The organism is Yokenella regensburgei ATCC 49455, from assembly GCF_000735455.1.
GTDB classification, from domain to species: Bacteria; Pseudomonadota; Gammaproteobacteria; order Enterobacterales; family Enterobacteriaceae; genus Yokenella; species Yokenella regensburgei.
This window is the reverse complement of the sequence record NZ_JMPS01000009.1, coordinates 148,893-169,399: the sequence shown is the minus strand read 5'-3', so window position 1 is coordinate 169,399 and position 20,507 is coordinate 148,893. Positions and strand designations below refer to the sequence as shown.

The window sequence follows — 20,507 nt, the reverse complement described above, 5'->3', positions numbered from 1 at the left end:
TAGCGATTAGCGACGTACCGCGATCGCTTCGATTTCAATCTTCACGTCTTTCGGCAGGCGAGCCACTTCGACGCAGGAACGCGCCGGGAATACGGCTTTGTGCTCAGTGAAGAAAGCTTCGTAAGTGGCGTTAACGGTGGCGAAATCGTTCAGATCTTTCACGAAAACGGTCGTTTTAACAATGTCACCTACTTTCAGGCCCGCAGCTTCAATGATCGCCTGAACGTTTTCCAGGGACTGACGCGCCTGCGCTGCGACATCTTCTGCCACGGCGCCGGTTTTCGGGTCTACCGGGATCTGGCCAGAAGTGATTACCATGCTACCCAGATCAACGCCCTGTACGTATGGGCCGATGGCTGCTGGTGCACTTTCCGTCGCGATAATTTTACTCATGATATCTCCTGAATACAGCGGTAAAAGGGTCCCGCCCATTATAGGGAGAGCGGGACACGATACCAACCGCAATTAGTTAGCCAGCACCACATTATGAGAAAACTCTTTTTCGCAGTATTTGCATTTGAGACCGATGTCGTTTGCGCGCTTTTTCACTGTGAAGCTGGAAGAGACCGGTTCGGCATGGCTGATGCAGTTGCTGTTCGGGCAAACCAGCACGCTGTCGATGCGCCCCGGCAGGCTCGGACGTGATTTTCCGACGACTTCATAATCGTCGATGCGGTTAACGGTGGCATCCGGTGCGTACAGCGCCAGCTGGTTTACCTGCTCGTCGGTCAGGAAGGTGTTTTCAATTTTAATCAGGTCTTTACGACCCATTTCACCGGACGGCAGGTTGAGGCCGATAGTAATGCGCTGATCGGTTTTGGTCAGTTTGAACAGCGTCAGCAGCGTAAAACCAATCTGTGCAGGGATATGGTCGATTACGGTGCCACATTTGATGGCTTCTACCTGCAGTTTGTTATCGTGTGTCATGTTCATTCCCCTTACAGTTCCAAATCGCGATTCAGTACCAGCGCCAGCAGTGCCTGGCGTGCGAAGATGCCGTTACCGGCCTGCTGGAAGTACCAGGCATGCGGCGTTTTGTCGACGTCGGTGGTGATTTCATCGATGCGCGGCAGCGGGTGCAGCACCTTCATGTTGTTACGGGCGCCTTCGAGGTCGCTGGCGCGCAGAATAAACTGCGCCTTCACGTTGGCGTATTCCGACGGATCCAGACGCTCTTTCTGCACGCGGGTCATATACAGAATGTCCACTTCTGCCATCACTTCATCGATGGCGTTGTGCAGGCTCCAGGAGATACCTTTCTCATCCAGCATGTCGAGAATGTACTGCGGCATGGCCAGCGCATCCGGCGCGATAAAGTAGAAGCGGTTGCCGTTGAATTTCGCCAGCGCCTGGGTCAGCGAGTGCACGGTGCGGCCATACTTCAGGTCACCGACCATCGCCACGTTGAGGTTCTCGAGGCGGCCCTGGGTTTCCTGAATGGTGAAGAGATCCAGCAGGGTTTGCGTTGGGTGCTGGTTGGCACCGTCACCGGCGTTGAGGATTGGCACGTTGCCGGAGAACTCGGTCGCCAGACGCGCCGCGCCTTCCTGCGGGTGGCGCATCACGATGGCGTCAACGTAGGTGCTGATAACCGAAATGGTGTCGGCCAGGGTCTCGCCTTTTTTGCCAAGCGACGTATTGCTGCTGTCAGAGAAACCGACCACGCTCGCCCCGAGGCGGTGCATTGACGTTTCGAACGATAAACGTGTACGGGTTGAAGCCTCAAAGAAACAGCTGGCGATCACTTTATGTTTCAGCAGTTCCGGTTGCGGATGTGCTTTCAGTTTCGCTGCGGTCGCCAGCACCAGTTCGAGGTCTTCGCGACCGAGATCGTTTATGGAAATGATATGTTTTTGATATAGCGGGTTGGCCATGGTTATCTCCTGATCGCTGGGCAAAAAAAAAGCCCCTTAAATAAGGGGCTTCGAATAGGTGAGCAACGGAAAGAAAAACGGCAGGCCAGCGTCCTTTTTCAGACGCGGTAAGACGAAATGTCGTACACACTGGACCATGCTTCCTCCCGGCAAATTGCCCGGCATTATACGCAGCTCATTTTTCGGATCAAGCGATTAATGCACGATTTAACCACGGCAAACGCTTATATGTGAATATTAATTCATCATGAGTAAGTAATTAATCTGCTTCTGTACCAGGGCGGTGCGCTTCACGCTGCGCGGAGCGACCCAGACAATACTGCTACCCGCAACGACCCCCAGGATTTCCGGTAACGCGTGATAATCAAGGATCCGCGCCACCGCGCGGCCGTATCCCGCGGCGGTATGGATAAGGATAAATTCGCTATTGTGCTCAACGCTGACCACCATTTCAGCAATCGATCGCGCGGCGTTGGGTGCCGGGCGCAACTGTGGATTCACGGAATAAATCTTTTGTCCCTTGGCATTTCTGATTTTTATGACGCCGAGCAATTTTAGCAACCGCGACACGGTAGACTGGCTGATGCTGCTAAAGCCATGGCGCTGCAGATCGCTGCGAAGTTCTTCCTGCGACAGATAGCTCTTCTCGGCAATCAGTCGCTGACAGACGGAAAGCTGCAGCTGCTCTTTGTCGCTGGTGGGCTGTTCAAATTTCATTATCGGATGTCCTGGTTGATAAAACATACGTGATGCAATCATCAATGACTTGCTTTCCGATTTTATGGCTAATCCTTTGTTTACCCAGAAAAAACGCCCCAAACGGGGCGTAAACCATTTTCAAGTAATAGAGATGGCGCCGGCAAAGATCTGCACCAGGGTGTAAACCGCCACAAGAATTAGCGCGATGAGCACGCAGGCTTCCATCCCGTTGAAGCAGCGCTGCTGACTGTGTTTTTTCTTCCAGACGTACACAATCGCTCCCGGAATAAACAGTAGTGAACTGAGCAGCATTGAGTTCCCTGCCGCAAAGCAGAGCCAGAAACCGTACACCGTGGCGATAATACTGATCACCCAATCACGGGCCAGTTTCTCTCCTGGCTTGTAGTGTTCACGCGTCCACACCAGCTTCAGGCCATAGGCGGCGCTGAACAGGTAAGGGGGCAAAATGGCCGCCGTGGCGATGGAGAACAGCACCTGATAGCCCGCCTGGTAAAACAGTGCCAGCAGCAGGAACAACTGCACCAGACCGTTGGTAATCCACAGCGATACCGACGGCGACTGGCGGTGGTTTTCATGGGCAAAAATTTCCGGGAACACGCCGTCCTGCGCCGCGACTTTGGGCAGCTCAGAGGCAAACAGCGTCCACGCCAGCAGAGCCCCGGCAACGGACAGCACCACGCCGCCGGCGACAAATTTGGCGCCCCATGGACCCACCACGCTTTCCAGCACGCCCGCCATGGACGGGTTTTTTAACCCGGCAAGCGTTGCCTGATCGAGGATCCCCATCGACAGCACGCTCACCAGCACGTAGATAGCCAGTGCTCCAAGCAGACCGACCACCGTGGCCTTGCCGATATCGCGACGGTTTGCGGCGCGGGCCGAGACCACGGTCGCTCCTTCAATTCCGATAAATACCCAGGTGGTGACCAGCATGGTGCTTTTCACCTGGTTGAACAGATCCGGATGGGTGCCGTCGACCTGCATCATGCGGCCCCAGAAATCGGCGGTCAGCACACCAAGACGGAAGGCAATAAACACCGCAATGATGAAGATAATCAACACTAACACTTTGATAACAGTCAGGATGGTGTTGATCCACGCCGCTTCGCGCACTCCGCGCAGCACCAGCGTATGTACCAGCCATAGCACGATAGAAGCGCCGATTATCGAGGCTAAGTTGTTGCCATCACCAAAGACCGGGAAGAAAAAGCTCACCGCGCTGAACAGCAATACGGCATAGGAAACGTTACCAAGCCAGGCGGAAAACCAGTAGCCCCAGGCCGCCTGGAAGCCGATGAAATCGCCGAAGCCGGCACGGGCGTAGCTGTAGATCCCGCCTTCAAGATGCGGGCAGCGCGCGCTGAGGTTTTGATAAATAAAAGCCAGGCACAGCATGCCGATGCCGGTGATGACCCAGCCAACAATCAATGCGCCGGGAGAAGCCACGAGAGCGAAGTTCTGCGGCAGGCTGAACACCCCGCCGCCGATCATGGAGCCGATGACCAGCGCAACCAGCGCGCTCAGCCCCAGCTTTTTCTCCCCGCTGCCAGCCGCGACGGCGCCGTCATCCTTTGCTAAATCAGACATTGTTATTCTCCTGTCAGGATGCCGCACCGGGCGGCATCCGCATTCAGGGATCACTCGCCAAGGGTGGCGACCATGACCGCTTTGATGGTGTGCATGCGGTTTTCCGCTTCGTCGAAGACGATGGAATTCGCCGACTCAAACACCTCGTCGGTCACTTCCAGCCCTTTCAGGCCATAGGCGGCTTCAATTTCGCGTCCCACTTTGGTGTGCTCGTTATGGAAGGCGGGCAGGCAGTGCATGAATTTGACGTTCGGGTTGCCGGTCGCCTTGATGACGCTGGCGTTAATCTGATACGGCGTCATCACGCTGACGCGCTCGGCCCACGCCTCTTTTGGCTCGCCCATCGACACCCAGACGTCGGTATAGAGGAAGTCGACCCCGTGCACGCCCTCTTCGACGCTTTCGGTCAGCAGGATGCGGGCACCGGTTTCTTCCCCGATGGCGAGACACTGTTTCACCAGCTTTTCATCCGGCCAGAAGGCGCGCGGTGCGACCAGGCGAATGTCCATGCCCATTTTTGCGGCACCGACCATCAGCGAGTTACCCATGTTGTTACGGGCATCGCCGAGATAGGCAAAACGCAGTTGCGGCAGGGTTTTGCCCGGCGCGTGCTCAAGCATGGTCATCAGGTCAGCGAGGATCTGCGTCGGGTGGAATTCATCGGTCAGCCCGTTCCACACCGGCACACCGGCAAACTCGCCAAGCTCTTCGACGATAGGCTGGCCGTAACCGCGATATTCAATGCCGTCGTACATGCGTCCGAGCACTCGGGCGGTATCCTTCATCGACTCTTTATGGCCAATCTGCGAACCGCTTGGCCCGAGATAGGTCACCTGCGCGCCCTGGTCGAAGGCACCGACTTCAAACGCACAGCGGGTGCGGGTGGAGGTTTTTTCAAAGATCAGGGCAATGTTTTTCCCGACCAGCGTCTGCTTCTCGCGCCCGGCTTTTTTGTCGGCTTTCAGGGTGATGGCGAGATCGATCAGGTACTGGATCTCAGCCGGGGTATAGTCCAGCAGTTTCAGAAAGTTGCGGTTTTTCAGATTGATAGTCATCGCTAAATCCTTATTTACATCAGTAAGCCGGATGAGCCGGGCTGTTTTCGGGGCGAATGAGGGTGCCTTTTTCTCCGGCGAGGATTTCTGGCCCGTCGGCAAGTGCGCCAATTCCGGCGATGCCGTGGCAACGCTCAACGAAGTGGCTACAGGCGGCGACTTTCGGCCCCATCGATCCGGCGTCAAAAGTCAGTTCGTTCAGTTGTTCCGGGGTGACCTGCGCCAGCGGGCGCTGAGTCGGTTTGCCCCAGTCGAGATACACGGCGTCTGCGTCGGTGAGGATCAGCAGCGCATCGGCGCGGATTTGTCGGGCAAGTAACGCGGCGGAGAGATCTTTGTCGATCACCGCCTCAATGCCGTGATAGCCGTCGGCCTGTTCAACCACCGGCACGCCGCCGCCGCCGTTGCAGATAACCAGGTGATCGCGGGCGATCAGTGCGCTGATGGCATCACGCTCCACGATCTGCTGCGGCTGCGGAGAAGGCACCACCCGACGGAAGTACGGACCATCGGCTTTAAATACCCAGCCTTTTTCCGCTTCCAGCTCGCGGGCCTGCGCCTGGTCGTACACCGGGCCGATGTACTTGGTGGGGTTACGAAAGGCTGGATCGGCAGGGTCGACTTCCACCTGCGTCAGCAGGACGCTGACTTCACGCTGCGGCAGCTGGTTTTTCAGCGCCTGCTGCAGCATGTAGCCAATCATCCCCTGGCTCTCTGCGCCCAGGATATCCAGCGGGTAGGGGGCGACCTTGCTGTACGCGCTGTTTTGCAGCGCCAGCAGGCCAACCTGCGGGCCGTTACCGTGAACCAGCACCACCCGCCACTGCTGGGTGAGCCCGGCGATGGTTTTCGCCGCCAGTTCAATGTTGCGGCGCTGGATATCGGCTTCCAGCGGCTCGCCGCGTTTGAGCAGGGCGTTGCCGCCGAGGGCGACGACCAGAGTGGGTTTCGTCATAGTCATCTCCTCAGATCCCGTCACGTTCCAGCGGGCAGCTCATGCAGCGCGCACCGCCGCGGCCACGTCCGAGTTCATCGCCCGGAATGGGCAGCACGGTGATCCCGGCTTTGTCGTATTTCTCGTTGGTCCAGGTGTTACGCTCGTAGCCAACCACCACGCCCGGGCGCAGCGTCAGGACGTTGTTGGCGTCGTTCCACTGTTCGCGCTCGGCCTCAAAGGCGTCGCCACCGGTGGTGATAAGCCGTACCTGGGTAATGCCGAGCGCTTTTTCGATGGCGTGCAGCAGGTCCGTTTCCTGGGTGCGTTTGAGCCCACCACGGCCATCCGGAGTCAGCGTCCAGCACTGGGCGTCTTTGCGAACCACTTCCGGATAGACCGAGAAGGTGTCGACGTCGATATGGGTCATGACGGTATCGAGGTGCATGCAGGAGCGATGTTTCGGCAATTCGACGGCAATGACTTTTTCTGCCTGACGATGTTTGAACAGGGCGTTGGCGAGGAATTCCACCCCCTGCGGTGTAGTACGTTCCGACATCCCGATTAATACGGCGCCGCGGCCAATGACCAGCACATCACCGCCCTCGAGGGTGGCGTGGTCGTAATTAATATTTTCGTCGCCGAAGTATTTAATAAAATCGCCATCGGCAAACTGAGGATGCCAACGATATATCGCGCGCAGGTTATTGGTTTCGCGCTGACGGGCCGCTTTAGCCATTGGGTTGATGGAGACGCCGTTATAAATCCAGCATGAGGTGTCGCGGGTAAATAAATGGTTAGGTAATGGCTTCATAATAAAGTCATTAACGTCGTGGGTATCCACCACCATATTCTTAATCGATGCCGGAATTTCACCGTAGGTGACGCCGCCGCTTAAATGGCGCGCCAGTTCGCGGCGCGGCAGGTCGGCAAGCCAGGCGCGTACATCGGCGGCAAACGTTGGTCCCAGACGATAGTCGGAAACCTGGGTAGACAGCAGCCAGTCGCGGGCTTCGGTGACCTCCAGCGTTTGCGTTAGCAGGTCGGTCAGCAGCAGTACTTCAATGCCCTGCTGGCGTAGCGTGTTGGCGAAAATATCATGCTCTTCCCCCGCGCGTTCAACCGAAAGCACATCATCAAAGAGGAGATCCTGGCAATTAGACGGGGTCAGCCTTTTAAGACTTAAATTAGGGCGATGGAGCATAACACTGCGTAATTGACCAATTTCAGAACCGACATAATGCTTTTCCATAATTATTCCTTTAACCATTTTTTAGAATAAAAAGGGTGGCTGCGAAAATGAATTCGTAGTCGTTTTGAATGAATGACTTCGCGGTTATAGTTGAGTTTTTTGATATTTAAGATTGTGACTTAAATCACAGCTGGCGGGGTAATTAAAAGCAAGTGCTTATTACATGATAGGGGTCATATATTATATATAAACTTTGGTGTATTAAGTGAATGGCTAAGCATCAGGAAGGGTGATTATTCCTCGCTGTTAATGTGATGTAGATATTTAATATCTATTTATGATTGTTAATTTGTTGATTTTATATGGTTTTATTTAGTTACAGGCATGGTTATTCATTTTTCTTGTTCCTTTATTTTTCTCTTTAGTTAAATCTGAAAATAATTATTGCATGAAGATGAAATAAATCAGGATGAATAAACTGTGAGGCCGGGTGAGGTTTTTAAATAACACACCAGCGATCAGCAGGTTAAGAGAGGCCGGTGGGAGGGAGGAAAAACGGTTATGCATAATTCATGAATAATATTCGGATGTGGGTTAACCATTAATTAACAATCCCGGCAATAAACATGCGTTGGCGCAAATCTCCATCATAAAGCGGTAGCAGACGGCGATCGGCGGGAGTATAACAACAAAAAATGAAACGATGTTTTGATTGAGGTGTAAATCATGATTGTTGGCAACATCCACCATCTGCAGCCCTGGCTCCCGACGGAGCTGCGTCAGGCGATTGAATTTATCAAGGCGAACGTCACCGCGGCGACTCCGCCCGGCAAGCACGATATCGACGGCAACCGGCAGTTTTACCTGGTGTCGGAAGACATGACCGAGCCCTTCGCCGACCGTCGGGCGGAGTATCACGCGCGTTATCTCGATATCCAGATCGTACTGCAGGGGCAGGAAGGCATGACCTTCAGTACGCTACCGGCGGGTCAGCCCGCGACCGACTGGCTGGCTGACAAGGACATCGCATTTTTACCGGAGGGGGCGCAGGAGAAAACCGTCATCCTTAATGAAGGGGATTTTGTGGTGTTTTATCCGGGAGAAGTGCACAAGCCGCTGTGCTCGGTCGGGAAACCGGCGAAGGTGCGTAAGGCCGTCGTGAAAATTCGGGTGGAATAAGCGTTAACCCCTCTCCCGTGCGGGAGAGGGGGCTGGGATTTACTCGCCGAGGGTGGCAACCATCACCGCTTTGATGGTGTGCATCCGGTTTTCGGCCTGGTCGAACACAATGCTCGCCGCAGATTCAAACACCTCGTTGCTGACCTCCATGCCGCCGTGCAGGCCAAACTCTTCCGCCATTTTCTTGCCGACGAGGGTTTGGTCGTCATGGAAAGCCGGCAGGCAGTGGAGGAACTTCACCTGCGGATTTCCGCTGAGCTGCATCATCTTGCTGTTGACCTGATAGTCGCGCAGCAGCGCAATTCGTTCTGCCCACTTCTCTTTTGGTTCGCCCATCGACACCCAGACGTCGGTATAGATGAAGTCGGCACCTTTCACCCCTTCGGCAATATTTTCCGTCAGCGTCACGTTACCGCCGTTCTTCTGCGCCAGCGCCGTGCATTCGGTCACGAGGCTCGACTCTGGCCAGCAGGCTTTCGGAGCGACCAGACGCAGATCCAGCCCGGTCAGCGCGGCGGCCTCAAGCATCGAGTTACCCATGTTGTTACGGGCATCCCCGGCGTAGACCAGCGTCATCTCGTTGAACGATTTACCCGGCAGGTGTTCCTGCATGGTTAACAGATCTGCCAGCAGCTGGGTCGGGTGGAACTCGTTGGTCAGGCCATTCCACACCGGCACGCCGGAAAATTCTGCCAGGGTTTCCACGATTTCCTGGCCGTGACCGCGATACTGAATACCGTCGTACATCCGGCCCAGCACGCGGGCGGTGTCTTTAATTGATTCTTTATGCCCAATCTGGCTGCCGTTAGGGCCGAGATATGTCACGCGGGCACCCTGATCGTAAGCGGCAACTTCGAAAGAGCATCGGGTACGGGTCGAGTCTTTTTCGAAGATGAGCGCTATGTTTTTACCGATCAGTTTTTGCTTCTCAGTACCTTGTTTTTTATCAGCTTTCAGACTGGAAGAAAGCTGCAGCAGATGGGTGATTTCAGCAGGGGTAAAGTCGAGTAATTTTAAGAAGTGCTTATGGTGTAACGTTGTCATGTTTGCCTCTCATGGCTCAAGCCACTTGTTGAATTAAAATTCACTTTATATGTATTAATATTCACTTGCAACCCCGGTTCACAAATCTTTTGCACAAAGGTGGAGGCAACGTCGGTGGTATGTGACAATAAGAGTATCTGCCGCACATTATGAGGAACGAGCCATGGCAAACCCGGAACACCTGGAAGAGCAACGCGACGAAACGCGTCTGATCATTGAAGAACTACTGGAAGACGGCAGCGATCCGGATGCGCTGTACACCATCGAGCACCACCTTTCCGCCGACGACTTTGAAACGCTGGAGAAAGTGGCGGTAGAAGCCTTCAAGATGGGCTACGAAGTCACCGAGCCGGAAGAGCTGGAAGTGGAAGAGGGTGATGTGGTTATCTGCTGCGATATCCTGAGCGAGTGCGCGCTGAAAGCGGAACTTATCGATGCGCAGGTAGAACAGCTGATGAACCTGGCAGAAAAACATGGCGTGGAATACGACGGTTGGGGTACCTACTACGAAGACCCGAACGGTGAAGAAGGCGAAGACGGCGACGACGAAGATTACGTCGACGAAGACGACAACGGCATTCGCCACTAAGTCATAATCTGTGCGGCGGGGCTCCTCGCCGCACAGCAGGATTCAGGTATGGATTACCCGCAAATACTCGCTCCCGTATTACAGTTCCTGCACTGCCCGACCCCCGCCGCGTGGGTGGAAGAAGCCCGCAAACCCGAAAGACTTCCGCTGTTGCTCACCGATCACATGGTGTGCGAGCTTAAGGCCGCGCAAACCGCCATGCTGTTGGTGCGTAAGTACATTGCTGACAAGCAGGGTGCGGAGGCGCTGCTGGCATGGCTGCACCCCTATGAAGCCTTCACCTTCCGCGAAGGGCCGGAGCCGGATTTCGCCGCGCTGCATAAGCAGATTGGCAAAAGCATTATGCCGCAGACCGATGACCCGTGGGGACAGGCGCTTATCGACAGCATGGTGCTGCTTATCAAAGAGGAGCTGCACCACTTCTGGCAGGTGCGCGAGATGATGGTGGCGCGCGGTATTCCTTACGTCAAAATCACCGCCAGCCGCTATGCGAAGGGGATGCTGAAAGAGGTACGCACCCACGAGCCGCTTACCCTTATCGATAAGCTCATCTGCGGGGCATACATTGAGGCGCGCTCCTGCGAACGTTTTGCCGCGCTGGCACCGCATCTGGACGCCGATCTGCAGAAGTTTTATTTGTCGCTATTGCGCTCGGAGGCTCGCCATTATCAGGATTATCTGGCGCTGGCACAGCGGGTTGCGAAAGAGGATATTACATCAAGGGTAAAATTCTTCGGGGAAGTAGAAGCGGCGCTCATCAACACGCCGGATGAGGAGTTCCGCTTTCATAGTGGGGTTCCGGTATAGCCCGGAAAATCTGGCAGGACTTATAACCCTTTCAACATCCGCACTTCGCAATCGACGTGTCCGGTACAGCCCAGCGGCTCGGCGATATGCTCAAAGCCAAGGTGTTCGTACAGACGAATTGCCTCGGTCAGAAATGCGGTGGTCTCAAGGTAGCACTGTTTGAATCCCTGCTCGCGCGCGAAGTCGAGCGCCATCAGGGCCAGCTTCTTCGCCAGACCCTGACCGCGCACGGAAGCGAGAAAGTACATCTTCTGCAGTTCACAGATACCCGGCTCACTGCACGACAGCGGCGCAACGCCGCCGCCGCCAACGACTTTCCCGTCCTGTTCCACCACCCAATAGGCATGACCCGGCTGGCTGTACAGCTCGAACAGCTCATCAAGATTAGGATCCGCCACGGTGTAGCCTTTGTCGGCCGTAAGACCGTACTCCGCTGACACCTGGCGGATAACGCCGGCAATGGCCGGGTTATCCGTGGCGGTTATCCGGCGCAGCGTGGGGGGGAATAGCGTGGAATTCATTTTGTTACTCAATCAAAAATTCATCATGGTTATATTTGATACCACTCTATATTCATTCATGCAAGACAGAGATAATAACTGAAGAAAATTTTCATCATTAGCCTATTGTTTATGTCGTGTTGCTCAAGTTTTATTCTTTAATTTTACTTTATTTTCATTATGGCCGTAAAGCACGAACATATTATTTATCAGGATGATGAATCCATGAATACAAATATGCTTTTATCAATATCTCTGCCATATGAGATTTTTTCAACTGCCCATCGTTTTGACGATCATTATGTCGATGATATGCAGTTCGGTGATTTGCATGATGAGGATTTTAAAAGGCTGGGATTAGAGGATATTTCTGCTCGCGTCGATCCCTTCAGGTGTCTGGAATTTGATCCGCTGACTTCTTTTGGCACCCATGCCCCTGATTTCAATTTTAAGCAGCCGAAAGGCAGGTCGATTAGCCGTCAGCGGTGTGCTGATATTATGTTTGATGAGATGAAAGCGTTATCCAGACAGTTTGCCAGTGGGCAGTATGCGCCGCTTATTGGCGAGTTGATTGACTATTTTCATTTTGGCAGCGGGCAACCCTGGTCCGGTCAGCTTCTGGACCAGGCTTATGATGAAGTCATTCGGGGGATTGGCACAAATGATGTGTTGATGAAAATTCAGAGGGCAATAAGTGAGCGTTTGCGTTCGAAACCAAAGGCAGGACTGGATTCTGAATTTATTTTTGGTCTGCAAGCTGATTTGAATAGATTCCGGTTGCCAAAATTCAACCGTTTTAAAGACAGGTTTAATGGGTTGGGAATCAGCGTACACGATTTTTATGCGCAAAAAATAAGCCTTATTCGTTTCCAACGTTATGCCATGTCATGGGATGGTCTTCTTTATTTTAAAGGGCAAGACCATTTTGGATTAGGCAAAGAGGATATTACTGACAAACTCTATAATAAATTTCGTTTTTTCCGACTCTGGTTTTTTCTGCAGCGCCATCGAGATTATGCATACAAACCTTTTTTGACAAATTGTAGTTCCAATGTACATATTTGGGGCGGTGCATGAAACCTGAGCACTGGAGGCGTAATTTAATTAGAGGTAGCCTGTTACTATTGATCTGCGGTTACCTGCTATGGGCTCAACGGCCGGTGACTATCATTCGGGCAGGAGAACGATTTGAATATGAGCCCAAGCATTTTCATGGGCTTTATGCCAGCAGTCTGCGTGGGTTTATCGACTTTGAAGCCTATGATATTGCTGTTGACCATTTGGCATTAACCGAGTGGGGACGTATCCACTGGTATCTGGAGCATAAAACTGAACTGAAGAAAAAATATCGGATACCACTGAGTCATTCCTATCGTATTGTATTTTGGGATATTGGCGGAGGTTTTATCAACGGTGATAAATCCGGCGATGGCGATCTTTTCTGTTTTACGCCCCAAAAGAATACCAATAAAAATTGTATTGAAAAAAATATTTTTCTAAGTGTGGAATTTGATGCGGGAGGTTATGAGAAATTTTATTTCGATAGCCAGGACTATTACTGGATCACCATGTCGGACGGGAAGCTAGTGAGAATAAAAAATGCGTTATAAAAAACGCCGAAGAGAGTCTTCGGCGTTTTAGCATCAAGATTACAGAGCCGCAATAACCGCTTGCTGCTCAATCAGCTTCGCTTTCGCTTCAGCATAACCGGTCAGCTTTTCACGCTCTTTAGCGATGACCGCTTCCGGCGCGCGCGCCACGAAGCCTTCGTTGCTCAGTTTGCCTTCAATACGACCGATTTCTGCTTCGATTTTGGCGACTTCTTTCGCCAGGCGGGCCAGCTCATCTTCTTTGTTGATGAGGCCAGCCATCGGGATCAGCAGCTCGGCGCCGTCGATGATTTTGGTCACGGAAACCGGACCTTTGTCATCGGCAGGCAGCACGGTGATGCTTTCCAGACGCGCCAGGGTCTGCAGGAAGCTCTGGTTCTCGTTCACGCGACGCACGGCGTCGGTGCTGCAACCGCGCAGCAGCAGCTCCAGCGGTTTGCCCGGAGCAATGTTCATTTCCGCACGGATGTTACGTACTGCGATGATGGCCTGCTTCAGCCATTCGGTGTCCGAAGCCGCGGCTTCATCAACCTGGGCTGCATCGTATACCGGGAACGGCTGCAGCATGATGGTGTCAGCGGTGATACCGCAGATGACCTTCACACGCTGCCAGATGGTTTCAGTGATGAACGGGATAATCGGGTGCGCCAGGCGCAGCAGACCTTCCAGTACGGTAACCAGCGTATGGCGGGTGCCGCGCAGCTCTGCTTCTGTACCACCATTCATCACCGGCTTGGTGAGTTCGAGGTACCAGTCACAGAACTGGTTCCAGGTGAATTCGTACAGGATGCCCGCGGCGATGTCGAAGCGATAGTTGTCCAGCGCTTCGCGATACGCTTTCACGGTCTGGTTGAATTCAGCCAGGATCCAGCGGTCAGCCAGCGACAGCACTTTCTCGCCGCCGTTGAAGCCACAGTCCTGGTCTTCGGTGTTCATCAGCACGAAACGGCTGGCGTTCCACAGCTTGTTACAGAAGTTACGGTAACCTTCCAGACGTTTCATGTCCCAGTTGATGTCACGGCCGGTAGAGGCCAGTGCCGCCAGGGTGAAACGCAGGGCGTCGGTGCCGTGCGGCTCAATGCCGTCCGGGAACTGTTTGGAAGTACGCTTACCGATCTTCTCAGCCAGCTGCGGCTGCATCATGTTGCCGGTGCGTTTTTCCAGCAGGTCAGCCAGGGAGATACCGTCAACCATATCCAGCGGGTCAATCACGTTGCCCTTGGATTTGGACATCTTCTGGCCTTCATCGTCACGAATCAGACCGGTCATGTAGACGGTCTTGAACGGTACCTGCGGCTTGCCGTCTTCATCTTTGATAAAGTGCATGGTCATCATGATCATGCGGGCAATCCAGAAGAAGATGATGTCGAAGCCGGAAACCATCACGCTCGTCGGGTGGAACTGACGCAGGGCGTCGGTGTTTTCCGGCCAGCCGAGGGTAGAGAAGGTCCACAGCGCTGAGGAGAACCAGGTGTCCAGCACGTCCTCGTCCTGGCGAAGCTGGATGTCGGCACCGAGGTTGTTTTCCTGACGTACTTCTTCTTCACTGCGGCCAACGTAGACGTTACCCTGCTCGTCGTACCATGCCGGGATGCGGTGGCCCCACCACAGCTGACGAGAGATACACCAGTCCTGAATATCACGCATCCAGGAGAAGTACATGTTTTCGTACTGCTTCGGTACGAACTGGATGTCACCGTTTTCCACCGCTTCAATCGCCGGTTTCGCCAGCGGCGCAACGCGCACGTACCACTGGTCGGTCAGCATCGGTTCGATAACCACGCCGCCACGGTCGCCGTAAGGCACGGTCAGGTCGTGCGGTTTGATCTCTTCCAGCAGATCCAGGGCGTCAACGGCGGCAACCATCGCTTTACGCGCAGCAAAACGCTCCATTTTCTGGAACTCTGCCGGGATATCACTGGAGTAGACGGTTGTTTCAACGCCGTTGGTGTCATACACCTGCGCGCTTTCGCGGATGTCGCCGTCGAAGGTCAGGATGTTGATCATCGGCAGGGCGTGACGTTTGCCTACTTCATAGTCGTTAAAGTCGTGTGCCGGGGTGATCTTCACACAGCCGGTACCTTTTTCCATGTCGGCGTGTTCGTCGCCCACAATCGGAATACGGCGGTTAACCAGCGGCAGCACCACGAATTTACCGATTAAGTCTTTGTAACGCGGATCTTCCGGGTTAACGGCCACGCCGGTATCACCCAGCAGGGTTTCCGGACGGGTGGTGGCAACCACCAGATAATCTTTACCGTCTGCGGTTTTTGCGCCATCGGCCAGCGGGTAGCGGATGTGCCACATGGAGCCTTTGGATTCGCGGTTTTCGACTTCGAGGTCAGAAATCGCGGTGCGCAGTTTCGGATCCCAGTTGACCAGGCGCTTGCCACGGTAAATCAGATCTTCTTTGTGCAGACGGACAAACACTTCTTTCACGGCATTGGAAAGGCCTTCGTCCATGGTGAAGCGCTCACGCTCCCAGTCCACGGAGTTGCCCAGACGACGCATCTGGTTGGTAATGGTACCGCCAGACTCCGCCTTCCACTGCCAGATTTTGTCGATGAAGGCATCGCGACCGTAGTCGTGACGGGTTTTGCCTTCTTCGGCCGCAATCTTGCGCTCAACCACCATCTGGGTCGCGATCCCGGCGTGGTCGGTACCGACCTGCCACAGGGTGTTTTTACCCTGCATACGCTGATAGCGGATCATGGTATCCATGATGGTTTGCTGGAAAGCGTGACCCATATGCAAACTGCCGGTGACGTTCGGCGGCGGGATCATGATGCAGAAACTTTCCTGGCTTTCATCACCATTTGGTTTGAAATAGCCCTGCTTTTCCCAGTGCTCGTAAAGCGGCTGTTCGATATCTTGTGGGTTGTATGTCTTTTCCATTATTTCCAGGTTGCCGTGGTCAGGTTAAAACCGGCGAGGCGATAAGCTTTATAGCGATCGCGCGCCAGTTGTTTTAAAGAATCTTCATGAGGAACGAAGTCTATCACTTCTGTGAAAGCGGTGGCAAAATCTGCAAAGCCGGTGCGTAAACTAATCAACAGATCCCGTGGGCTGCTGTTGCGCTTCTGCGGCCAGGCAATCTCCACCGGGGCTCCGCCACGCGGGCCTTCACCCGACAGGTTATGCGGTACAAAGCTTTCCGGCGGGCGCGTCCACAGCGCTTCGTCGAGGCGAATGGCCTGCGCTTCGTCTTCACAGGCAATCAGGACACGTTTACCGCTGCGCCAACGTTCTGCGGCAAGTTCACACACCAGTTGCTCCACGGCGCTCAGGCCGTCGGCGGTGTTGTCGTTGTCCAGAAGATAGAACGTCGCATTCTTCATATATGGGGCTTCTTGTGATGGATTTAAAGCATGCTGCCCGGTGGCGCTGCGCTTACCGGGCCTACAGTGTGCTGCCGTTTGTAGGCCGGGTAAGGCGTCGCCGCCACCCGGCATTTAACATTACTCTTCGCCGTTAAACCCAGCGCGATTGAGCAGGAACTGCGACAGCATGGCTACCGGACGACCGGTTGCACCCTTGGCTTTACCGGAGCGCCACGCGGTACCGGCGATATCCAGGTGCGCCCAGTTGTACTTGCGGGTAAAGCGCGACAGGAAGCAGGCTGCGGTGATAGCTCCGCCAGGACGACCGCCGATGTTTGCCATATCGGCAAAGTTGGATTCCAGCTGTTCCTGGAACTCATCGCCGAGCGGCAGACGCCATGCGCGGTCGCCGGACTGCTCGGAAGCCCCGATCAGCTCGTGCGCCAGCGGATTGTGGTTCGACATCAGGCCGGTGATGTGGTGGCCCAGCGCAATCACGCAGGCGCCGGTCAGGGTGGCCACGTCGATGACGGCTTCTGGCTCGAAGCGTTCAACGTAGGTCAGCACATCGCACAGCACCAGGCGGCCTTCGGCATCGGTGTTCAGCACTTCTACCGTCTGGCCGGACATGGTGGTCAGCACGTCGCCCGGACGATACGCACGACCGCCAGGCATGTTCTCACAGCCTGCCAGCACGCCGATGACGTTGATAGGCAGCTGAAGCTCTGCCACCATCCGCATCACGCCGTAGACCGCCGCCGCGCCGCACATGTCGTACTTCATCTCGTCCATGCCTTCGGCAGGCTTGATGGAGATACCGCCGGAGTCGAAGGTCAGGCCTTTACCTACCAGCACGACAGGACGTGCGTCTTCCGCCGGGTTACCTTTGTACTCAATCACCGACATCAGGGATTCGTTCTGCGAACCGTTCCCTACCGCCAGATAAGAGTGCATACCCAGCTCTTTCATCTGCTGCTCGCCAATCACGCGGGTGACGACGTTTTTGCTGTAAGCATCGGCCAGCTGACGCGCCTGGGAAGCCAGGTACGCGGCGTTACAGATGTTCGGCGGCATATTGCCGAGATCTTTCGCGGCCTTGATACCGGCAGCAATCGCCAGACCGTGCTGAATGGCGCGCTCGCCGCTGGTCAGTTCGCGACGGGTCGGCACATTGAAGACCATTTTACGCAGCGGGCGACGTGGCTCGCTCTTGTTGGTCTTCAGCTGATCGAAGCTGTAGAGCGTCTCTTTCGCGGTTTCCACCGCCTGACGCACTTTCCAGTAGTTGTTACGGCCCTTCACGTGCAGCTCGGTCAGGAAGCAGACCGCTTCCATTGAACCGGTGTCGTTCAGGGTGTTGATGGTTTTCTGGATAACCTGCTTGTACTGGCGCTCATCCAGCTCGCGTTCTTTGCCACAACCGATAAGCAGGATACGCTCTGACAGCACGTTCGGTACGTGATGAAGCAGCAGGGTCTGACCCGGCTTACCTTCCAGCTCACCACGACGCAGCAACGCACTGATGTAGCCGTCGCTTATCTTATCGAGTTGTTCGGCGACCGGGGAGAGGCGACGCGGCTCAAAGACACCGACAACGATGCAGGCACTCCGCTGTTTTTCCGGGCTACCGCTTTTTACACTGAACTCCATGCACTACGCTCCTGAATCTTAAAGACAACAGCAGTGGCTACGGATAGAATTGAAACCTTTCGTAACTCATGTCCGCTGTTGCGGTGACTTCATGATATTCTTACTGTGTTTACGGTTTGAACACGTTCGAGAACGGATAACCGCCGAGTAGTTTAATCTTAGCGATGTTTTCGACGACTCAAGAGAATAAATGACGTTTAAGCCATGAAACAAGCTATTTTCCTGCAACAAGACGGGTTTTTACGGGCGTATTTATAGTGATAATCATAAGATATTTGATGCGGGAGACGCTGAAAAGCCAGCTTGCCATCCTTTTCATCCTGCTGCTGATCTTTTTCTGTCAGAAGCTGGTGCGGATCCTGGGCGCAGCGGTCGATGGTGAAATCCCGACGAATCTCGTGCTTTCTCTGCTTGGACTTGGGGTCCCGGAGATGGCGCAACTCATTTTGCCGCTGAGCCTGTTCCTGGGGCTTCTGATGACGCTCGGCAAACTGTATACCGAAAGTGAAATTACGGTCATGCATGCCTGCGGTCTGAGCAAGGCGGTGCTGATTAAAGCAGCAATGCTGCTGGCGCTGTTAACCGGCGCCGTGGCGGCAGTGAACGTGATGTGGGCAGGCCCGTGGTCGGCTCGCCATCAGGATGAAGTGCTGGCAGAAGCGAAAGCCAACCCCGGCATGGCGGCACTGGCCCAGGGCCAGTTCCAGCAGGCCACCAACGGCGATGCGGTGCTGTTTATCGAAAGCGTTGATGGCAGCAGCTTTAAAGACGTGTTCCTGGCGCAGCTGCGGCCAAAAGGTAACGCGCGTCCGTCGGTGGTGGTTGCCGATTCCGGCCATCTTTCTCAGCATAAAGATGGTTCGCAGGTGGTTACCCTGAACCAGGGGACGCGTTTTGAAGGCACCGCGATGCTGCGTGACTTCCGCATCACCGACTTTAAAGATTACCAGGCGATTATTGGCTACCAGGCGGTGGCGATGGATCCGACCAATACCGAGCAGATGAACACCCCAACGCTCTGGAACACGGATACCGACACCGCGCGCGCCGAACTGCACTGGCGCTTCACGCTGGTGTTTGCCGTGTTTGTGATGGCGCTGATGGTGGTTCCGCTGAGCGTGGTGAACCCGCGTCAGGGCCGCGTACTGTCGATGCTGCCCGCGATGCTCCTGTATCTGGTGTTCTTCCTGCTGCAGACCTCGCTGCGCTCCAGCGCCAGCAAAGGGAAGCTGGATCCGATGATCTGGATGTGGGGCGTAAACCTCTTGTATCTGGCGCTCGCGGTGGCGCTGAACCTGTGGGATACGTTGCCGGTACGCCGGTTGCGCGCCCGTTTTGCCGGTAAAGGAGCCGTATAATGCAGGCATTTGGCGTACTTGACCGCTATATCGGTAAAACTATCTTCAACACCATCATGATGACGTTGTTCATGCTGGTGTCGCTCTCGGGCATCATCAAGTTTGTCGACCAGCTGAAAAAATCGGGCGAGGGTACCTACACCGCGCTGGGCGCCGGGATGTATACCCTGCTCAGCGTACCGAAAGATATCCAGATCTTCTTCCCGATGGCGGCGCTGCTTGGCGCACTGTTAGGCCTGGGGATGCTGGCGCAGCGTAGTGAACTGGTGGTGATGCAGGCCTCCGGCTTTACGCGCATGCAGGTAGCGCTCGCGGTGATGAAAACCGCGATCCCGCTGGTGCTGCTGACCATGGCTATCGGCGAATGGGTGGCTCCGCAGGGCGAGCAGATGGCACGTAACTATCGTGCGCAGCAGATGTACGGCGGTTCGCTGCTTTCCACCCAGCAGGGGCTGTGGGCGAAAGACGGGCACAGCTTTGTTTACATCGAGCGCGTGAGAAGCAACGACGAGCTGGGCGGCGTGAGTATCTACTCCTTCAACGACAACCGTCGTCTGCAGTCGGTGCGCTACGCCGCTACTGCGAAGTTTGATACGGACAACAAGCTGTGGCGTTTGTCGCAGGTTGATGAATCTGACCTGACCGACCCGAAACAGATTACCGGCAGCCAGACGGTGACCGGCACCTGGAAAACCAACCTCACGCCAGACAAGCTCGGCGTAGTAGCGCTGGATCCGGATGCGCTGTCAATCAGCGGCCTGCACAACTACGTGAAGTACCTGAAGTCCAGCGGCCAGGACTCCGGGCGTTATCAGCTCAATATGTGGAGCAAAATCTTCCAGCCGCTCTCGGTGGCGGTGATGATGCTGATGGCGCTGTCGTTTATCTTTGGCCCGCTGCGTAGCGTACCGATGGGCGTGCGCGTGGTGACCGGGATTAGCTTCGGCTTCGTATTCTACGTGCTGGATCAGATCTTCGGCCCGCTGACGCTGGTGTACGGCATTCCGCCGGTGGTGGGTGCTCTGCTGCCAAGCGCGAGCTTCTTCCTGATAAGCCTCTGGCTGATGATGCGCAAGGCGTAGATTTTA

At 54.7% G+C, this 20,507-nt stretch carries 21 protein-coding genes and 1 pseudogene; 8 read left to right on the top strand and 14 right to left on the bottom strand.

What is annotated here, in order from left to right:
• Window positions 1-6: 6 nt before the first annotated feature.
• The 4 genes and pseudogenes from ridA to pyrL all read right to left on the bottom strand — a co-directional run bounded on the left by ridA (window position 7) and on the right by pyrL (window position 2,012).
• Window positions 7-393: a 2-iminobutanoate/2-iminopropanoate deaminase gene (gene ridA / locus GYRE_RS01885; protein WP_038252528.1), complete on the bottom strand. Its 387-nt coding sequence runs from the start codon at window positions 391-393 to the stop codon at window positions 7-9.
• A 72-nt stretch (window positions 394-465) separates the two neighbouring features.
• Entirely contained in the window at window positions 466-927 is a 462-nt protein-coding gene (pyrI, locus tag GYRE_RS01880) for an aspartate carbamoyltransferase regulatory subunit (RefSeq protein ID WP_038252526.1), read from the bottom strand.
• 11 nt (window positions 928-938) lie between these two features.
• On the bottom strand, window positions 939-1,874 hold the full coding sequence (gene pyrB, locus GYRE_RS01875) for an aspartate carbamoyltransferase (protein ID WP_006816877.1): 936 nt from the start codon (window positions 1,872-1,874) through the stop codon (window positions 939-941).
• Window positions 1,875-1,876: 2 nt separating this feature from the next.
• Window positions 1,877-2,012: pseudogene (gene pyrL, locus GYRE_RS23360) on the bottom strand (pyr operon leader peptide).
• Between pyrL and GYRE_RS25235 the strand changes: the two are divergent.
• Window positions 1,992-2,108: a hypothetical protein gene (locus GYRE_RS25235; protein WP_373896528.1), complete on the top strand. Its 117-nt coding sequence runs from the start codon at window positions 1,992-1,994 to the stop codon at window positions 2,106-2,108. The pseudogene pyrL and the gene GYRE_RS25235 overlap by 21 nt on opposite strands.
• Window positions 2,109-2,111: 3 nt before the next feature.
• Here the strand turns inward: GYRE_RS25235 and GYRE_RS01870 are convergent, their stop codons facing one another.
• The 5 genes from GYRE_RS01870 to arcA form a co-directional block, all read right to left on the bottom strand.
• On the bottom strand, window positions 2,112-2,591 hold the full coding sequence (locus GYRE_RS01870) for an arginine repressor (protein WP_006816878.1): 480 nt from the start codon (window positions 2,589-2,591) through the stop codon (window positions 2,112-2,114).
• 120 nt (window positions 2,592-2,711) lie between these two features.
• Window positions 2,712-4,181 carry a basic amino acid/polyamine antiporter gene (locus GYRE_RS01865; protein WP_006816880.1) on the bottom strand — a complete coding sequence of 490 codons (1,470 nt, stop codon included), beginning with the start codon at window positions 4,179-4,181 and terminating at the stop codon, window positions 2,712-2,714.
• 50 nt (window positions 4,182-4,231) lie between these two features.
• A complete protein-coding gene (gene argF, locus GYRE_RS01860) occupies window positions 4,232-5,236 on the bottom strand; it encodes an ornithine carbamoyltransferase (protein WP_038252523.1) in 1,005 nt (334 codons plus the stop codon).
• A 19-nt stretch (window positions 5,237-5,255) separates the two neighbouring features.
• Window positions 5,256-6,191: a carbamate kinase gene (locus GYRE_RS01855; protein WP_038252521.1), complete on the bottom strand. Its 936-nt coding sequence runs from the start codon at window positions 6,189-6,191 to the stop codon at window positions 5,256-5,258.
• Between the two features lie 10 nt (window positions 6,192-6,201).
• Complete coding sequence (gene arcA / locus GYRE_RS01850) at window positions 6,202-7,422, bottom strand: arginine deiminase (protein WP_038252519.1); 1,221 nt, start codon at window positions 7,420-7,422, stop codon at window positions 6,202-6,204.
• A gap of 666 nt (window positions 7,423-8,088) precedes the next feature.
• Between arcA and GYRE_RS01845 the strand changes: the two genes are divergently transcribed.
• Window positions 8,089-8,541, top strand: coding sequence for a YhcH/YjgK/YiaL family protein (locus GYRE_RS01845; protein WP_038252517.1), 453 nt, complete (start codon window positions 8,089-8,091; stop codon window positions 8,539-8,541).
• A 39-nt stretch (window positions 8,542-8,580) separates the two neighbouring features.
• On the opposite strand, the gene argF (GYRE_RS01840) is transcribed toward GYRE_RS01845, so the two are convergent.
• Window positions 8,581-9,585 (bottom strand): ornithine carbamoyltransferase, encoded by a 1,005-nt coding sequence (gene argF, locus GYRE_RS01840; RefSeq protein ID WP_038252515.1) that lies wholly within the window; start codon window positions 9,583-9,585, stop codon window positions 8,581-8,583.
• 163 nt (window positions 9,586-9,748) lie between these two features.
• Between argF (GYRE_RS01840) and rraB the strand changes: the two genes are divergently transcribed.
• The gene (gene rraB / locus GYRE_RS01835; protein WP_006816888.1) at window positions 9,749-10,174 is read left to right on the top strand and encodes a ribonuclease E inhibitor RraB; all 426 of its coding nucleotides are present in this window, start codon (window positions 9,749-9,751) and stop codon (window positions 10,172-10,174) included.
• A gap of 48 nt (window positions 10,175-10,222) precedes the next feature.
• Window positions 10,223-10,981: a tRNA isopentenyl-2-thiomethyl-A-37 hydroxylase MiaE gene (gene miaE, locus GYRE_RS01830; RefSeq protein WP_038252513.1), complete on the top strand. Its 759-nt coding sequence runs from the start codon at window positions 10,223-10,225 to the stop codon at window positions 10,979-10,981.
• A 20-nt stretch (window positions 10,982-11,001) separates the two neighbouring features.
• On the opposite strand, the gene GYRE_RS01825 is transcribed toward miaE, so the two are convergent.
• Window positions 11,002-11,502: a GNAT family N-acetyltransferase gene (locus tag GYRE_RS01825; protein WP_038252510.1), complete on the bottom strand. Its 501-nt coding sequence runs from the start codon at window positions 11,500-11,502 to the stop codon at window positions 11,002-11,004.
• 204 nt (window positions 11,503-11,706) lie between these two features.
• Here GYRE_RS01825 and GYRE_RS01820 point away from each other — a divergent pair, with 204 nt between their 5' ends.
• Window positions 11,707-12,558 carry a DUF3289 family protein gene (locus GYRE_RS01820; protein WP_038252509.1) on the top strand — a complete coding sequence of 284 codons (852 nt, stop codon included), beginning with the start codon at window positions 11,707-11,709 and terminating at the stop codon, window positions 12,556-12,558.
• The gene (locus tag GYRE_RS01815; protein WP_038252508.1) at window positions 12,555-13,091 is read left to right on the top strand and encodes a DUF943 family protein; all 537 of its coding nucleotides are present in this window, start codon (window positions 12,555-12,557) and stop codon (window positions 13,089-13,091) included. The genes GYRE_RS01820 and GYRE_RS01815 overlap by 4 nt, the downstream gene beginning before the upstream one ends.
• Window positions 13,092-13,130: 39 nt before the next feature.
• Here the strand turns inward: GYRE_RS01815 and valS are convergent, their stop codons facing one another.
• The 3 genes from valS to pepA all read right to left on the bottom strand — a co-directional run bounded on the left by valS (window position 13,131) and on the right by pepA (window position 18,061).
• On the bottom strand, window positions 13,131-15,986 hold the full coding sequence (valS, locus tag GYRE_RS01810; protein WP_038252506.1) for a valine--tRNA ligase: 2,856 nt from the start codon (window positions 15,984-15,986) through the stop codon (window positions 13,131-13,133).
• Entirely contained in the window at window positions 15,986-16,429 is a 444-nt protein-coding gene (gene holC, locus GYRE_RS01805; protein WP_006816894.1) for a DNA polymerase III subunit chi, read from the bottom strand. The genes valS and holC overlap by 1 nt, the downstream gene beginning before the upstream one ends.
• Before the next feature lie 120 nt (window positions 16,430-16,549).
• Complete coding sequence (gene pepA / locus GYRE_RS01800) at window positions 16,550-18,061, bottom strand: leucyl aminopeptidase (protein WP_006816896.1); 1,512 nt, start codon at window positions 18,059-18,061, stop codon at window positions 16,550-16,552.
• Window positions 18,062-18,318: 257 nt separating this feature from the next.
• On the opposite strand from pepA, the gene lptF reads away from it, so the two are divergent.
• Both lptF and lptG read left to right on the top strand, forming a co-directional pair.
• Window positions 18,319-19,419, top strand: a complete 1,101-nt coding sequence (gene lptF, locus GYRE_RS01795) for an LPS export ABC transporter permease LptF (RefSeq protein ID WP_038252503.1) — start codon at window positions 18,319-18,321, stop codon at window positions 19,417-19,419.
• The gene (lptG, locus tag GYRE_RS01790) at window positions 19,419-20,501 is read left to right on the top strand and encodes an LPS export ABC transporter permease LptG (protein ID WP_006816898.1); all 1,083 of its coding nucleotides are present in this window, start codon (window positions 19,419-19,421) and stop codon (window positions 20,499-20,501) included. Before lptF ends, lptG begins: the two co-directional genes overlap by 1 nt.
• The last annotated feature ends 6 nt before the right edge of the window (window positions 20,502-20,507 follow it).

Coding starts and splice junctions, on each gene's coding strand:
- pyrI (WP_038252526.1), bottom strand. CDS start 927: ATGACACACGATAACAAACTGCAGGTAGAAGCCATCAAATGTGGCACC.
- rraB (WP_006816888.1), top strand. CDS start 9,749: ATGGCAAACCCGGAACACCTGGAAGAGCAACGCGACGAAACGCGTCTG.
- pepA (WP_006816896.1), bottom strand. CDS start 18,061: ATGGAGTTCAGTGTAAAAAGCGGTAGCCCGGAAAAACAGCGGAGTGCC.
- ridA (WP_038252528.1), bottom strand. CDS start 393: ATGAGTAAAATTATCGCGACGGAAAGTGCACCAGCAGCCATCGGCCCA.
- GYRE_RS01855 (WP_038252521.1), bottom strand. CDS start 6,191: ATGACGAAACCCACTCTGGTCGTCGCCCTCGGCGGCAACGCCCTGCTC.
- GYRE_RS01825 (WP_038252510.1), bottom strand. CDS start 11,502: ATGAATTCCACGCTATTCCCCCCCACGCTGCGCCGGATAACCGCCACG.
- GYRE_RS01820 (WP_038252509.1), top strand. CDS start 11,707: ATGAATACAAATATGCTTTTATCAATATCTCTGCCATATGAGATTTTT.
- valS (WP_038252506.1), bottom strand. CDS start 15,986: ATGGAAAAGACATACAACCCACAAGATATCGAACAGCCGCTTTACGAG.
- argF (WP_038252523.1), bottom strand. CDS start 5,236: ATGACTATCAATCTGAAAAACCGCAACTTTCTGAAACTGCTGGACTAT.
- GYRE_RS01870 (WP_006816878.1), bottom strand. CDS start 2,591: ATGAAATTTGAACAGCCCACCAGCGACAAAGAGCAGCTGCAGCTTTCC.
- miaE (WP_038252513.1), top strand. CDS start 10,223: ATGGATTACCCGCAAATACTCGCTCCCGTATTACAGTTCCTGCACTGC.
- GYRE_RS01815 (WP_038252508.1), top strand. CDS start 12,555: ATGAAACCTGAGCACTGGAGGCGTAATTTAATTAGAGGTAGCCTGTTA.
- arcA (WP_038252519.1), bottom strand. CDS start 7,422: ATGGAAAAGCATTATGTCGGTTCTGAAATTGGTCAATTACGCAGTGTT.
- lptG (WP_006816898.1), top strand. CDS start 19,419: ATGCAGGCATTTGGCGTACTTGACCGCTATATCGGTAAAACTATCTTC.
- GYRE_RS01845 (WP_038252517.1), top strand. CDS start 8,089: ATGATTGTTGGCAACATCCACCATCTGCAGCCCTGGCTCCCGACGGAG.
- pyrB (WP_006816877.1), bottom strand. CDS start 1,874: ATGGCCAACCCGCTATATCAAAAACATATCATTTCCATAAACGATCTC.
- GYRE_RS01865 (WP_006816880.1), bottom strand. CDS start 4,181: ATGTCTGATTTAGCAAAGGATGACGGCGCCGTCGCGGCTGGCAGCGGG.
- holC (WP_006816894.1), bottom strand. CDS start 16,429: ATGAAGAATGCGACGTTCTATCTTCTGGACAACGACAACACCGCCGAC.
- GYRE_RS25235 (WP_373896528.1), top strand. CDS start 1,992: ATGTCGTACACACTGGACCATGCTTCCTCCCGGCAAATTGCCCGGCAT.
- argF (WP_038252515.1), bottom strand. CDS start 9,585: ATGACAACGTTACACCATAAGCACTTCTTAAAATTACTCGACTTTACC.